Below are 14,199 nucleotides of genomic sequence, written 5' to 3' on the forward strand. Positions count from 1 at the left end.
GCAAATCATGGCGAGACGTATTCTGGTCGTAGAAGATGAAGCTCCAATTCGTGAAATGGTCTGCTTCGTGCTCGAGCAAAACGGTTTTCAACCCGTAGAAGCCGAAGACTATGACAGTGCTGTGAACCAACTCAATGAACCCTGGCCGGATCTCGTCCTGCTTGACTGGATGCTTCCCGGCGGCTCGGGTCTACAGTTTATTAAGCATCTCAAGCGCGAAGCCATGACGAGGGAGATCCCCGTGATGATGCTGACGGCGAGGGGAGAAGAGGAAGATCGCGTCCGGGGTCTGGAAACCGGTGCGGATGACTATATTACCAAGCCGTTTTCTCCCAAGGAGCTGGTGGCGCGTATTAAAGCTGTGCTGCGTCGAATTTCCCCCATGGCGGTGGAAGAGGTTATTGAGATGCAGGGGCTGAGTCTTGATCCCACTTCGCATCGCGTAATGACCGGCGAAGAACCGCTGGATATGGGGCCGACCGAATTCAAACTGTTGCACTTCTTTATGACTCACCCCGAACGCGTATACAGTCGTGAACAACTCCTCAATCATGTCTGGGGAACCAATGTCTACGTAGAAGACCGGACAGTGGATGTGCATATCCGCCGCTTGCGTAAAGCGCTGGAGCACAGCGGACACGATCGTATGGTGCAAACAGTTCGCGGGACGGGATATCGTTTTTCGACCCGCTTTTGACTGACAAGAATCAGGGCCTGATGGATTAGGCCGTTTATGGAGTAAGACGTTTGCTAGAACGATTGTCATGGAAAAGGTTGGTACTGGAGCTGATCCTGTGCTGCATACCGGCATTTATCCTTAGCGCTTTTTTCGGTTACCTGCCCTGGTTTTTACTGGCGTCGGTAACGGGCCTGCTTATCTGGCATTTCTGGAATTTATTACGTTTATCCTGGTGGTTATGGGTCGACAGAAGTATGACGCCGCCACCGGGGCGAGGCAGTTGGGAGCCGTTGTTATATGGGCTGCATCAAATGCAGCTTCGCAACAAAAAGCGCCGTCGAGAACTGGGTAACCTGATTAAACGTTTTCGCAGCGGGGCGGAATCACTACCCGACGCGGTGGTGTTGACCACCGAAGAAGGCGGTATCTTCTGGTGTAACGGACTGGCTCAGCAGGTTCTGGGACTGCGTTGGCCGGACGATAGCGGGCAAAATATTCTTAACCTGCTGCGCTACCCGGAATTCACACAATATCTGAAAACGCGCGATTTTAGCCGGCCAATCAATCTGGTGCTCAATACCGGACGGCATCTGGAAATTCGCGTGATGCCCTATACCGATAAGCAATTGTTGATGGTGGCGCGCGACGTTACCCAGATGCACCAACTGGAAGGTTCACGGCGTAACTTTTTCGCCAACGCCAGCCATGAGTTGCGCACACCGCTGACGGTGCTGCAAGGCTACCTGGAAATGATGCAGGAGCATCCGCTGGAAGGGACAACGCGCGAAAAAGCACTGCATACCATGCGTGAACAAACGTACCGTATGGAAGGCCTGGTGAAACAGCTGCTGACGCTGTCAAAAATTGAAGCTGCGCCGACGTTGCAGCTGAATGAGAAAGTCGATGTACCCATGATGCTGCGCGTGATCGAGCACGAAGCGCAAACCCTGAGCCAGCATAAACATACGTTTACCTTTGATGTCGATAACAGCCTGAATGTGCGAGGCAACGAGGAGCAGTTGCGTAGCGCTATCTCGAATCTCGTGTACAACGCGGTTAACCACACACCAGCAGGAACGCACATTACCGTACGCTGGCATCATGTGGCGTCGGGGGCGGAGTTTTGCGTGGAAGACAACGGTCCGGGCATTGCCCCCGAGCATATTCCACGTTTGACCGAACGTTTTTATCGTGTGGATAAGGCGAGATCGCGACAAACGGGTGGTAGCGGGCTGGGGCTGGCTATCGTGAAACATGCGCTGCATCACCACGACAGCCGTTTGAACATCGAAAGCGAACCAGGCAAAGGGACGCGATTTAGTTTCATGATCCCGGAACGTTTCATTGCCAAAAGTAACGGCTAAGACGTATTCGTAAGATAATCTTTCCAAAAGCCAGCGCAAGCTGGTTTTTTTTATGTGGTCAATAGATGCCTCCTGAATTTCACGACGTTTGATTGTTTTTTGTTCGAACTATTACCCATACCTTTTTCCATGAAATGGTGTTTTGTGCTAACCCTATTTTTCATATCGCTATATTGTTCTGGTTTTTTGATCCCACCTTGCTTTAAAACGTTATAAGCGTTTAAATTGCGCTCCAGGTGCTGTCATACCGACTGCATTTACGCGGTAAATCGAAAAACTATTCTTCGCCGCGCCAGGTCGGGAGTGTTTCCCGCTGGAATTGAGCAAAAATGCCGCTGTATTGTCCCCCAGGGAAAGGCAAAAATTTACTATTTTCAACACCACATCCACAGGCAGTAAGACTTTATGACCCATCAGTTAAAATCGCGCGATATTATCGCTTTGGGATTTATGACATTTGCACTGTTCGTTGGTGCAGGTAACATCATCTTCCCCCCAATGGTTGGTTTGCAGGCAGGTGAACACGTCTGGACTGCGGCTTTTGGCTTTTTGATTACGGCCGTTGGCCTGCCGGTACTTACCGTTGTCGCGCTGGCGAAAGTCGGCGGTGGTGTGGACCGACTGAGCACGCCTATCGGTAAAGTTGCCGGTCTGCTGCTGGCGACCGTTTGCTATCTGGCCGTTGGGCCGTTATTCGCTACCCCGCGTACCGCGACGGTCTCTTTCGAAGTCGGGATTGCACCGCTGACTGGTGACTCTGCGCTGCCGCTGTTTATCTATAGCGTTATCTATTTCGCGATTGTCATTCTGGTTTCGCTTTATCCGGGCAAACTGCTGGATACGGTGGGTAATTTCCTGGCACCGCTGAAAATCCTGGCGCTGGTGGTCCTGTCTGTCGCTGCAATCGTCTGGCCAGCAGGCCCGATCAGTAATGCGATGGAAGCCTATCAAACTGCGGCGTTTTCTAATGGCTTCGTGAACGGGTATCTGACCATGGATACGCTGGGCGCGATGGTGTTTGGTATTGTTATCGTTAACGCCGCTCGCTCGCGTGGTGTTACTGAAGCGCGTCTGCTGACTCGTTATACCGTTTGGGCGGGTTTAATGGCGGGTGTGGGCTTAACGCTGCTGTATCTCGCGCTGTTCCGTCTGGGTTCAGATAGCGCGATTCTGGTCGATCAGTCTGCTAACGGCGCGGCGATTCTGCATGCGTATGTTCAGCACACCTTTGGCGGTGCAGGAAGCTTCCTGCTGGCGGCGCTGATTTTCATCGCCTGTCTGGTCACCGCGGTTGGCCTGACCTGTGCGTGCGCAGAGTTCTTTGCCCAGTACGTTCCACTGTCTTATCGCACGCTGGTATTTATCCTCGGCGGCTTCTCGATGGTGGTTTCTAACCTGGGTCTGAGCCATCTGATTCAGATCTCTATTCCGGTGCTGACGGCTATCTATCCGCCATGTATCGCACTGGTTGTATTAAGCTTTACCCGCTCATGGTGGCATAATTCTTCCCGCGTCATTGCTCCTGCGATGTTTATCAGCCTGATTTTTGGTATCCTTGATGGCATTAAAGCTTCTGCAATTGGCGACGTGTTACCGGCCTGGACCCAGCGTTTACCGCTGGCGGAGCAGGGGCTGGCGTGGTTGATGCCAACAGTCGTGATGGTGGTCCTGGCAGTTATCTGGGATCGCGCCGCGGGTCGACAAGTGACCTCCAGCGCACACTAATATCACTGACAATAAGTTTTAACCACGGGGCTATTAACATGGCCCCGTGGTTTTTTTATTGTGTTAACAGGTTAGGAATCGATGGAAAGTAATAACAAGCTAAAGCGTGGGCTGAGCACCCGGCACATCCGCTTTATGGCATTAGGTTCAGCAATTGGTACCGGGCTGTTTTACGGCTCGGCCGACGCTATCAAAATGGCGGGGCCAAGCGTATTGCTGGCCTATATTATCGGCGGTGTCGCGGCGTACATTATTATGCGTGCGCTGGGCGAAATGTCTGTTCATAACCCGGCAGCCAGCTCCTTCTCGCGCTACGCGCAGGAAAACCTCGGACCGCTGGCAGGCTACATTACCGGCTGGACCTACTGTTTTGAAATCCTGATTGTCGCCATTGCCGATGTGACAGCCTTCGGCATATACATGGGCGTCTGGTTCCCGGCGGTACCGCACTGGATTTGGGTACTCAGCGTGGTGCTGATTATCTGCGCCATCAACCTGATGAGCGTGAAGGTGTTTGGTGAGCTGGAGTTCTGGTTCTCGTTCTTCAAAGTCGCCACCATTATCATCATGATTGTCGCCGGTTTCGGTATCATCATTTGGGGGATTGGCAACGGCGGGCAACCAACCGGTATCCATAACTTATGGAGCAACGGTGGCTTCTTCAGCAACGGCTGGCTCGGCATGGTGATGTCGCTGCAAATGGTGATGTTTGCCTATGGCGGGATTGAGATTATCGGGATTACCGCAGGCGAAGCCAAAGACCCGGAAAAATCTATTCCGCGCGCCATCAACTCCGTACCAATGCGTATCCTGGTATTTTATGTGGGGACGCTGTTCGTCATTATGTCTATCTACCCGTGGAACCAGGTGGGTACCGACGGTAGCCCGTTCGTTATGACGTTCCAGCATATGGGCATTACTTTTGCTGCCGGGATCCTCAACTTTGTGGTTCTGACTGCGTCGCTGTCGGCTATTAACTCTGACGTCTTCGGTGTGGGGCGTATGCTACACGGCATGGCGGAGCAGGGCAGTGCCCCGAAAATGTTCGCCAAGACGTCGCGTCGTGGCGTGCCGTGGGTAACGGTAATGGTGATGACTATCGCGCTGCTGTTTGCGGTGTATCTTAACTACATCATGCCGGAAAATGTCTTCCTGGTGATCGCCTCTTTGGCGACTTTCGCCACGGTATGGGTGTGGATTATGATCCTGTTGTCGCAGATTGCTTTCCGTCGTCGTCTGCCGCCGGAAGAGGTCAAAGCGCTGAAATTTAAAGTACCGGGTGGGGTAACGACGACCGTTGTTGGCCTGATTTTCCTGGTCTTTATCATCGCGCTTATCGGCTATCATCCGGATACCCGCATTTCGCTGTACGTCGGCTTTGCGTGGATTGTCCTGCTGCTGGTTGGATGGGGATTCAAGCGCCGTCGCGAGCGCCAACTGGCTGAAGCACAGTAATATTTTTGCCGGGTAGCTTTGCGTTACCCGGCAAGTTTCTCCTCCCCCGAACTCCTCCCCCAATAAACGTTTAGATGATGAGTGATCCTGCACTTCGCTATGGCAAGGTGACGTCATTATCATCAAAGGGGATATGTGATGTTGAACGCCTGGCACCTTTCGGTTGCCCCATTTGTTAAGCAAAACAAAGATCAACTGACGATTACATTATGGCTGGCGGGGGAAAATCCGCCCCAGCGGGTGACGCTACGCGCAGAAAACGATAACGAAGAGATTTCGCTGGCTATGCACAAGCAGCGCAGCCAGCCGCAGCCGGGTGTGACCGCGTGGCGAGCGGCGATCGATCTCTCCAGCGGGCAGCCTCGTCGACGCTATAGCTTTAAATTACTTTGGCTCGATCGTCAGCTGTGGTTCACCCCGCAGGGATTCAGCCGTTTTCCGCCTGCGCGTCTGGAGCAGTTTGCGGTTGATGTGCCGGATAATGGTCCGCAGTGGGTTGCCGATCAGATTTTCTATCAAATTTTCCCGGACCGTTTTGCCCGCAGCCAGTCGCGTGAAGCGGGCCAGGATAACGTCTATTACCACCACGCCGCCGGACACGACATCGTGCGGCGCGAATGGGACGAACCGCTTACGGCTCAGGCCGGTGGCTCCACGTTTTATGGCGGGGATTTGGACGGCATCAGCGAAAAGCTACCGTACCTGAAAACGTTAGGGGTCACGGCGCTGTACCTGAATCCTGTATTTACCGCCCCGAGCGTGCATAAATACGATACCGAAGATTACCGTCATGTTGATCCGCAATTTGGCGGCGACAGGGCGCTACTGCGTCTGCGGCACAACACCCAACAGCAGGGCATGCGTCTGATTCTCGACGGCGTCTTTAACCATAGCGGCGATTCGCACGCCTGGTTTGACCGACATAATCGGGGGACAGACGGGGCGTGCCATAATCCAGAATCCCCCTGGCGCGACTGGTATCATTTCTCAGCCGACGGCGTTGCGCTCGGCTGGCTGGGATATTCCAGCTTACCTAAGCTGGACTTTTCCTCGGAAAGCCTGGTGAATGAAATTTATCGTGGTGAAGACAGTATCGTCCGCCACTGGCTGAAAGCGCCGTGGAGTATGGACGGCTGGCGTCTTGATGTGGTGCACATGCTGGGAGAGGCCGGAGGCGCACGTAACAACCTACAACATGTGGCCGGAATTACGCAGGCGGCAAAAGAAACCCAGCCAGAGGCGTATGTGGTGGGTGAGCATTTTGGCGATGCGCGCCAGTGGTTGCAGGCTGATGCAGAAGATGCCGCCATGAACTATCGCGGCTTTACTTTCCCCCTCTGGGGATTTCTCGCCAATACCGATATCTCATACGACCCGCAATCCATTGATGCCCAGACCTGTATGGCATGGATGGATAACTACCGCGCGGGGTTGTCGCATCAGCAACAGCTGCGGATGTTTAATCAGCTCGACAGCCACGATACCGCCCGCTTTAAATCTCTGCTCGGTAAAGACGTCGCACGGTTACCGCTAGCGGTGGTGTGGCTGTTTACCTGGCCTGGCGTGCCCTGTATTTACTACGGTGACGAAGTGGGGCTGGACGGGAACAACGATCCGTTTTGTCGCAAACCGTTCCCGTGGCAGCCTGAAAAACAGGACGCTACTCTGCTGGCGTTGTATCAGCGGCTGGCAAAATTACGCCACCAGAATCAGGCGCTGCGCCACGGTGGTTGCCAGGTGATTTACGCCGAGGATAACGTGGTAGTGTTTGTTCGCGTGCTAAACCGACAGCGCGTCCTGGTAGCGATTAACCGTGGCCACGCTTGTGAAGTGGTCCTGCCAGCCTCGCCATTACTGAGCGTAAGTCAATGGCAGCACAAAGAGGGCAACGGCATGCTTGCCGACGATATCCTGACGTTGCCGGCGATCTCCGCCTCGGTATGGATAGGTCATTGATATAAGCGCGCAATCTCCGGGCTTGCCAGCAGCGTTTCCCGCCACCAGCGCTGTGCCAGCCCATCGCGGTTATTGCGCCATGCCATATAAGCCACGTCTTTTTGGCGAAATGAGATAACCGTTTTTTCCATCAGCTCGCCCGTGGTAAGCCACGGGCTGGCAATATGGCGGGGGAGAAATCCGCAGCCCATACCGGCTCGTAGTAGCATCACCTTACTGTGGAAGTCATCGACGCGGATTTGCGCCTGTTCCTCCATCAGATTGGTTTGTAACGGATGGCAGAAGCGGGCGCTGTCGCTGATAACAATCGCCCGATGCAGGCATAACTGTTCGTTGGTCAGGCCGTCTGCTGCTGCGGCCAGCGGATGCTCAGGCGCAACGACAAACACATTGTCCAACGTGCCGAGCATTTTATAGGACCAGGCTGCAGACGTTGGCGGTTCATTAATTGCCCCCAGAATAATATCGGCTCCATTATGGGTCAGCTCCTCCCAGGAGCCCGCCAGCGTATGGTGGGTAAAACTGAGGCGAGTTTGCTTATTCAGCGCATGAAATTCATCGATAATGGGCAACAGCGCGGCGAAAGGGAAGGAGTCGTCCAGCGCAATTGCCAGCTCTTTTTCCCAGCCTGAACTCAGCTGTACCGCCTGCTTTTCGAGATCTTTTGCCGCATTCAGCAGCAAACGCCCTTTTTCCAGCATCATCTGTCCGGTATCGGTAAATTTTGCCCGGTGCCCGGAACGGTCAAGCAGCTCGATATTCAAATCGCTTTCCAGCTTCTGAATCATATAGCTGAGTGCGGCAGGGGTTTTAAACAGCGACTCGGCCGCTGCGGCAAATGAACCCTGTTTGTCGAGAGCGTCGAGAATAAGCAAAACATCCAGATTAATGCGCATAAGCAGAAAATATCCTGAAAATTAAACCCTTCTGTTGTACCGAATGAAGAAAAACAATGCCAGTGAATAAATTAGATGAGTCATGCGCATTTTTTTGATGTTGTTTAGGATATATCGCAACACAAAATTAATAGTTTCACAGGATGGTAAGTTTTCTTTAATAACTCGTTAGAAATTTCCCGCTATACTCAACAAGCTTTCTGATTCAGGATCCTGCTGCTGACGGCAGATACAGACCGTTGCCTTTTAACTTATTGATTAAGAAGGTGTGCTATGTCTATTCGGGAACTGATTGACCCTCAAAACTCTACGCTTATTTTTATTGATCATCAGCCGCAAATGTCATTCGGTGTGGCGAATATTGATCGCCAGACTTTAAAAAATAATACCGTGGCATTAGCGAAAGCCGGGAAAATATTCAATGTTCCGGTGATTTATACTTCTGTAGAAACCAAAAGTTTTAGCGGATATATCTGGCCGGAATTGTTAGCGGTTCATCCTGATGTCAAACCCATTGAACGCACCTCAATGAACTCCTGGGAAGATGCGGCGTTTGTGAAAGCGGTGGAAGCGACCGGGCGTAAAAAACTGATTATCTCCGCGCTGTGGACCGAAGTATGTCTGACTTTTCCGGCGCTGATGGCACTGGAGGCAGGCTATGAAGTTTATGTGGTAACGGATACCTCCGGCGGCACGTCCGTAGATGCTCATGAGCGTTCTATCGACCGCATGGTACAGGCAGGTGCCGTACCCGTAACTTGGCAACAGGTTCTTCTCGAGTACCAGCGCGACTGGTCCCGCAAAGAAACCTACGACGCCGTAATGGATCTGGTACGCGAGCACAGCGGCGCCTACGGTATGGGCGTGGATTATGCCTATACCATGGTGCATGGCGCGCCGGAACGTAAAGCTTAAATACACGTCATCTTTCATGTTGCATCTTTGTTGTCTTCGCTTGTGTACCCCGGTCACTTACTTATGTAAGTGACCGGGGATCCACAACCTTGCCGCCTCGATGCACCATGAATGATTTTGTGTATTGCTTTCCTGGCCTAAGTGGCCTGTTTCCTGTCAACAAGGAACCCTTCATGGCGCAGAACAAACATGTGACGTTGGTAATTACTCACACTCTGCTACCTGAGCAGGCGCAGCGGTATGAGCAGTGGCTGGGGAAAATCATGCCTGTAGCGGCTGAATTTCCCGGTCATCTCGGGGCGAATGTGATTCGCCCCGCAGATGGCAACAACCTGTGGAACATCATTATCCGCTTCGACACGCTTGAGCATCTGTATAGCTGGACCCAGTCCGATACGCGCCGCGTGTTGGTCGAAGAGATTGCTCCACTGCTGGCTGAAGGTGACAAAACTGAAATTCGCACCGAAGCAGCATTCTGGTTTACGCCGCCCGCGTCCCATGTACGCCAGCCCAAACGCTGGAAACAGTTTCTGATAACCCTGCTGGTGATATTTCCCAGTACCAATCTGGTGCCGTGGTTGACCGGCATTGTACTGCCTGCAATGAAGGGCTCGTTACTCCTGCATCTCATCAATGATGCTTTTGTGGTTGCGCTGGTGGTCTGGTTCTGGATGCCCATCGTAACCCGTCTGTTTGCCGGATGGCTGAAAAAAGCCTGACCGGTATCTCAGGAGATTGTTATGTCTCAAACTGCCACACTGATTCTGACTCACGGAAAAATTCATACTCTCGACAGGCAAAGTCCGCAGGTCGAGGCGGTGGCGATCGCCAACGGAAAGATCCTGGCGACCGGTAGCCACGAACGGGTAATGAGCTTTGCCGCCGAAGGGACGCAGGTTGTCGATCTGCAAGGACATACGGTGATTCCGGGCCTGAACGATTCGCACCTGCACCTTATTCGTGGTGGACTGAATTACAACCTGGAATTGCGTTGGGAAGGCGTGCCGTCACTGGCGGACGCGCTACGCATGCTCAAAGACCAGGCTGACAGAACGCCGTCGCCACAATGGGTACGCGTGGTGGGCGGCTGGAGTGAATTCCAGTTTGCCGAACGTCGCATGCCAACCCTCGAAGAACTGAATGAAGCCGCTCCTGATACTCCGGTTTTTGTTCTGCATCTCTACGACCGGGCTTTGCTCAACCGCGCCGCGCTGAAAGCGGTTGGCTACACCAAAGCGACGCCGGATCCGGCGGGCGGTGAGATTGTGCGTGATAGCAACGGCAACCCAACCGGAATGCTGATCGCTAAACCGAACGCCATGATCCTTTACTCGACGCTGGCAAAAGGACCAAAACTGCCGCTGGAAATGCAGGTTAATTCGACCCGCCAGTTTATGCGTGAACTGAACCGCCTGGGACTGACCAGCGCCATCGATGCGGGCGGCGGCTTCCAGAACTACCCGGAAGATTACGAGATCATTGAGCAGTTACACGCTAACAAACAGATGACGGTACGTATTGCCTACAATCTGTTTACCCAGCGTCCGAAGCAGGAACTGGAAGACTTTGAACGCTGGACCGATATGCTCAAGCCAGGGCAGGGAACCGACTTCTATCGTGCCAACGGGGCGGGGGAAATGCTGGTCTTTTCTGCAGCGGATTTTGAAGACTTCCTTCAGCCACGTCCGGATCTGCCGGAGGGTATGGAAGATGAGCTGGAGCGCGTGGTGCGACATCTGGTGGAGCATCGCTGGCCGTTCCGCCTGCACGCCACCTACGATGAATCTATCAGCCGAATGTTGGACGTATTTGAGAAAGTTAATCGTGATATCCCGTTCAATGGCCTGCACTGGTTCTTCGATCACGCCGAAACAATTACTGAACGGAACATTGAGCGTGTAAAAGCACTGGGCGGCGGGATTGCGGTCCAGCACCGTATGGCGTTCCAGGGAGAGTATTTTGTCGATCGCTACGGCAAAGACGCGGTTAAACATACGCCGCCGGTGGCGAAAATGCTGGCGGCTGACGTTCCGGTCGGGCTGGGGACTGACGCCACCCGCGTGGCCAGCTACAACCCGTGGACCGCGCTCTACTGGCTGGTTTCGGGCCGTACCGTTGGCGGGATGGCAATGTACGATGATAACAACCGTCTGCCGCGTGATGTTGCCCTGGAACTGTGGACGGCCGGTAGCGCCTGGTTTTCCAGCGAGCAGGGTAAGAAAGGGCGCATCGAGAAAGATCAACTGGCCGACCTGGTGGTGCTGTCTAAAGATTACTTCAGCGTGCCGGAAGAAGAGATCAAAGGTATCGAGTCGGTGATGACCGTTGTTGATGGCAAAGTGGTTTACGCCGCCGGGCATTTCACCCCGCTGGCACCACCTGCTATTCCGATTGTGCCGGACTGGTCGCCAGTGGTGAAGGTGCCAGGGCATTATCGCTCAGCACCACCTGCTGCGGCGAAAATTGGCGCAATGGTGCAGATGCACCAGTGCTGCGGCAGCTGCGGCGTACACGGTCACCAGCATGATATTGCGCGGAAATCGGGGATTCCGGTGTCAGATGACCGGGCTTTCTGGGGCGCGCTTGGCTGCTCCTGCTTCGCGTTTTAATCGCTTATCGGATCTGCTAACAATAAAAAAGGCCCGCATTTGCGGGCCTTTTGTTGATTCATGCCAATTACAGGCTGGAAACGTTCTCGGTCAGGTATTTTGCCACGCCGTCCGGAGACGCGTTCATACCTTCTTTACCTTTTTCCCACTGTGCCGGGCAAACGTCGCCGTGCTCTTCGTGGAACTGCAGCGCGTCAACCATGCGCAGCATTTCGTCGATGTTACGACCCAGCGGCAGATCGTTAACCACCTGGTGGCGAACAACGCCGTTAGCGTCGATCAGGAAAGAACCGCGCAGCGCAACGCCCGCTTCCGGGTGCTCGATGCCGTAGGCTTTCTGGATTTCGCGTTTGATGTCAGCAACCATTGCGTATTTCACTGCACCAATGCCGCCTTTGTCGACAGGGGTGTTACGCCATGCGTTGTGGACAAATTCAGAGTCGAAGGAAACGCCAACAACTTCAACGCCGCGCTTCTGGAATTCTTCGTAACGCTTGTCGAATGCGATCAGTTCAGACGGGCAAACGAAGGTGAAGTCCATCGGCCAGAAGAACAGAACGGTGGTTTTACCGTTGGTATGCTGTTTGAAGTTGAAGTTTTCAACGATCTCACCGCTACCCAGTACCGCAGCTGCTGTGAAATCCGGAGCCTGACGAGTTACCAGTACCATATAATTCTCCTGCAAAGTTAAGGGGTTTTTGGAACGCAACGCGGGCCAGTATAGAGAGTGTTCGGGAATAAGACAAAGAGGCGCTGGCAATCAATGAGACAGGTTTTGTCTATCAATCTTTTGCCGGACGGCGGCTACTGCTTATCCGGCGGGGAATGCGGGCTGCGATCAAAGGGTTTTACACCGCGCCTGTTCCATCATTTGCGGATAAAACTGCCAGAATCGTTCTTCTAACGCATCGTAATGCGTATCGAGGTCATACCATGAGTCGCGTAGGGCATCGAGCCGTGGACGGCGGCTGGCCATGCCGTTCAGGACGTTCTGGATAAAATCCATGTCCCGGTAGCGCTCAAGCCATTTCTCTGACCATATATAGTTGTTCAGATTGATAAAGCGCGGCGGCGATTCCGGCAAAATAGTGGTTACCTGGGTACGGGCATAGCGCACAAAGTCCGTCAGCGGGAAGTCAGGGGAGATTTCCGACCAGTGACGCGACAGAAAATGATCCCACATAACGTCCAGCGTAATCGGCGCGACGCGGCGCGTTTCGCTACGAAACCACTCTTTGGCTTCACGCACCTGCGGTAAGTTATCGGTCATCACGTCGATACGACGATGCATGAAGATGCCTGCTACCACATCAGGCGAGTAGTGCGTTTCCGGATTACCCCGGACAAAATCGGCCAGCAGATTGCCGGAAAGCGAGCTATCGGCAAGATGAGCGAGATGCAAATGTGCAAGAAAATTCATAGTTAAACGTTTATCCAGAGGGGTAAAGGTTGCAGGGAGAACGCCCCGGCACTAGACTACCCGCCTCTTATTTTAGTCTGAGTCAGTGTCATGCGCGTTACCGATTTCACCTTTGAACTACCCGAATCCCTGATTGCCCACTATCCGCAAGCTGAGCGCAGTAGCTGCCGCTTGCTGTCTTTGGACGGGCCGACGGGCGCGCTGACGCACGGTACTTTCACCGATTTGCTCGATAAGCTCAACCCTGGAGACTTGCTGGTCTTTAACAATACCCGCGTCATTCCTGCGCGTCTGTTTGGTCGTAAAGCCAGCGGCGGCAAGATTGAAGTGCTGGTCGAGCGTATGCTGGATGACAAACGTATTCTGGCGCATATTCGTGCCTCGAAAGCGCCGAAACCGGGTGCCGAGCTGCTGCTGGGCGACGACGAAAGTATTAAAGCGACGATGGTCGCCCGCCATGACGCGCTGTTTGAAGTTGAGTTTAACGACGAACGCAGCGTGCTGGATATCCTCAACGCCATCGGCCATATGCCGTTGCCGCCGTATATCGACCGTCCGGATGAAGACGCCGACCGCGAGCTGTACCAGACCGTGTACAGCGAAAAACCGGGTGCCGTCGCTGCGCCGACCGCGGGTCTGCATTTTGACGATCCGCTGCTGGCTAAACTGCGCGATAAAGGCATTGAAATGGCGTTCGTCACCCTGCACGTTGGAGCGGGTACTTTCCAGCCGGTGCGCGTAGACACCATCGAAGACCACATTATGCATTCCGAATATGCGGAAGTGCCGCAGGATGTGGTGGACGCGGTGCTGGCGGCGAAAGCGCGCGGTAATCGCGTGATTGCGGTAGGTACCACCTCCGTGCGTTCGCTAGAAAGTGCGGCGCAGGCGGCCAAAAACGATCTCATCGAGCCGTTCTTCGGCGATACACAAATCTTTATTTATCCAGGCTATAAATATCAGGTGATTGATGCTCTGGTCACCAACTTCCACCTGCCGGAATCAACGCTGATTATGCTGGTTTCCGCATTTGCTGGTTATAAAAACACCATGCACGCCTATCATGAAGCGGTAAAAGCGGAATATCGCTTTTTTAGTTACGGGGATGCCATGTTTATCACGTACAATCCGCAGGCTATTTCTGAGCGTGTCGGGGAGTAAGTCTCCGGCATGAGTGTTT

General features: G+C 53.5%; 12 protein-coding genes. 9 read left to right on the forward strand and 3 right to left on the reverse strand.

What is annotated here, in order from left to right:
- Positions 1-7 precede the first annotated feature (7 nt).
- The 5 genes from phoB (at position 8) to malZ (ending at position 7,179) form a co-directional block, all read left to right on the forward strand.
- Positions 8-697, forward strand: coding sequence for a phosphate response regulator transcription factor PhoB (gene phoB / locus C2U43_RS05840; RefSeq protein WP_103284804.1), 690 nt, complete (start codon positions 8-10; stop codon positions 695-697).
- 50 nt (positions 698-747) lie between these two features.
- Positions 748-2,043 (forward strand): phosphate regulon sensor histidine kinase PhoR, encoded by a 1,296-nt coding sequence (gene phoR / locus C2U43_RS05845; RefSeq protein WP_008783921.1) that lies wholly within the window; start codon positions 748-750, stop codon positions 2,041-2,043.
- A gap of 405 nt (positions 2,044-2,448) precedes the next feature.
- Positions 2,449-3,768: a branched-chain amino acid transporter carrier protein BrnQ gene (gene brnQ / locus C2U43_RS05855; protein ID WP_003021501.1), complete on the forward strand. Its 1,320-nt coding sequence runs from the start codon at positions 2,449-2,451 to the stop codon at positions 3,766-3,768.
- Between the two features lie 81 nt (positions 3,769-3,849).
- Positions 3,850-5,223 (forward strand): proline-specific permease ProY, encoded by a 1,374-nt coding sequence (proY, locus tag C2U43_RS05860; protein WP_003021504.1) that lies wholly within the window; start codon positions 3,850-3,852, stop codon positions 5,221-5,223.
- Between the two features lie 138 nt (positions 5,224-5,361).
- Positions 5,362-7,179, forward strand: a complete 1,818-nt coding sequence (gene malZ, locus C2U43_RS05865) for a maltodextrin glucosidase (RefSeq protein WP_103284805.1) — start codon at positions 5,362-5,364, stop codon at positions 7,177-7,179.
- On the opposite strand, the gene C2U43_RS05870 is transcribed toward malZ, so the two are convergent.
- On the reverse strand, positions 7,173-8,075 hold the full coding sequence (locus C2U43_RS05870; protein WP_103284806.1) for a LysR family transcriptional regulator: 903 nt from the start codon (positions 8,073-8,075) through the stop codon (positions 7,173-7,175). The two genes, malZ and C2U43_RS05870, sit on opposite strands and share 7 nt — an antisense overlap.
- A gap of 273 nt (positions 8,076-8,348) precedes the next feature.
- On the opposite strand from C2U43_RS05870, the gene C2U43_RS05875 reads away from it, so the two are divergent.
- The 3 genes from C2U43_RS05875 (at position 8,349) to C2U43_RS05885 (ending at position 11,599) form a co-directional block, all read left to right on the forward strand.
- Entirely contained in the window at positions 8,349-8,990 is a 642-nt protein-coding gene (locus tag C2U43_RS05875) for a hydrolase (protein WP_003021513.1), read from the forward strand.
- Between the two features lie 173 nt (positions 8,991-9,163).
- Positions 9,164-9,709, forward strand: coding sequence for an antibiotic biosynthesis monooxygenase (locus C2U43_RS05880; protein ID WP_071445889.1), 546 nt, complete (start codon positions 9,164-9,166; stop codon positions 9,707-9,709).
- A gap of 21 nt (positions 9,710-9,730) precedes the next feature.
- On the forward strand, positions 9,731-11,599 hold the full coding sequence (locus tag C2U43_RS05885) for an amidohydrolase (protein WP_100272841.1): 1,869 nt from the start codon (positions 9,731-9,733) through the stop codon (positions 11,597-11,599).
- A 67-nt stretch (positions 11,600-11,666) separates the two neighbouring features.
- On the opposite strand, the gene C2U43_RS05890 is transcribed toward C2U43_RS05885, so the two are convergent.
- Both C2U43_RS05890 and acpH read right to left on the reverse strand, forming a co-directional pair.
- Positions 11,667-12,269 carry a peroxiredoxin gene (locus tag C2U43_RS05890; protein ID WP_003021524.1) on the reverse strand — a complete coding sequence of 201 codons (603 nt, stop codon included), beginning with the start codon at positions 12,267-12,269 and terminating at the stop codon, positions 11,667-11,669.
- A 168-nt stretch (positions 12,270-12,437) separates the two neighbouring features.
- Complete coding sequence (gene acpH / locus C2U43_RS05895; RefSeq protein ID WP_003830978.1) at positions 12,438-13,019, reverse strand: ACP phosphodiesterase; 582 nt, start codon at positions 13,017-13,019, stop codon at positions 12,438-12,440.
- Positions 13,020-13,109: 90 nt separating this feature from the next.
- Between acpH and queA the strand changes: the two genes are divergently transcribed.
- Positions 13,110-14,180, forward strand: a complete 1,071-nt coding sequence (gene queA / locus C2U43_RS05900; protein ID WP_003021529.1) for a tRNA preQ1(34) S-adenosylmethionine ribosyltransferase-isomerase QueA — start codon at positions 13,110-13,112, stop codon at positions 14,178-14,180.
- Positions 14,181-14,199: the final 19 nt, after the last annotated feature.

The organism is Citrobacter freundii complex sp. CFNIH9 (assembly GCF_002903305.1).
Taxonomy (GTDB): Bacteria; Pseudomonadota; Gammaproteobacteria; order Enterobacterales; family Enterobacteriaceae; genus Citrobacter; species Citrobacter portucalensis.

Excerpts from the sequence above, each read along its gene's own strand:
- phoB (WP_103284804.1), top strand. The coding sequence starts at position 8 with ATGGCGAGACGTATTCTGGTCGTAGAAGATGAAGCTCCAATTCGTGAA.
- brnQ (WP_003021501.1), top strand. The coding sequence starts at position 2,449 with ATGACCCATCAGTTAAAATCGCGCGATATTATCGCTTTGGGATTTATG.
- proY (WP_003021504.1), top strand. The coding sequence starts at position 3,850 with ATGGAAAGTAATAACAAGCTAAAGCGTGGGCTGAGCACCCGGCACATC.
- malZ (WP_103284805.1), top strand. The coding sequence starts at position 5,362 with ATGTTGAACGCCTGGCACCTTTCGGTTGCCCCATTTGTTAAGCAAAAC.
- C2U43_RS05870 (WP_103284806.1), bottom strand. The coding sequence starts at position 8,075 with ATGCGCATTAATCTGGATGTTTTGCTTATTCTCGACGCTCTCGACAAA.
- C2U43_RS05875 (WP_003021513.1), top strand. The coding sequence starts at position 8,349 with ATGTCTATTCGGGAACTGATTGACCCTCAAAACTCTACGCTTATTTTT.
- C2U43_RS05880 (WP_071445889.1), top strand. The coding sequence starts at position 9,164 with ATGGCGCAGAACAAACATGTGACGTTGGTAATTACTCACACTCTGCTA.
- C2U43_RS05885 (WP_100272841.1), top strand. The coding sequence starts at position 9,731 with ATGTCTCAAACTGCCACACTGATTCTGACTCACGGAAAAATTCATACT.
- C2U43_RS05890 (WP_003021524.1), bottom strand. The coding sequence starts at position 12,269 with ATGGTACTGGTAACTCGTCAGGCTCCGGATTTCACAGCAGCTGCGGTA.
- acpH (WP_003830978.1), bottom strand. The coding sequence starts at position 13,019 with ATGAATTTTCTTGCACATTTGCATCTCGCTCATCTTGCCGATAGCTCG.
- queA (WP_003021529.1), top strand. The coding sequence starts at position 13,110 with ATGCGCGTTACCGATTTCACCTTTGAACTACCCGAATCCCTGATTGCC.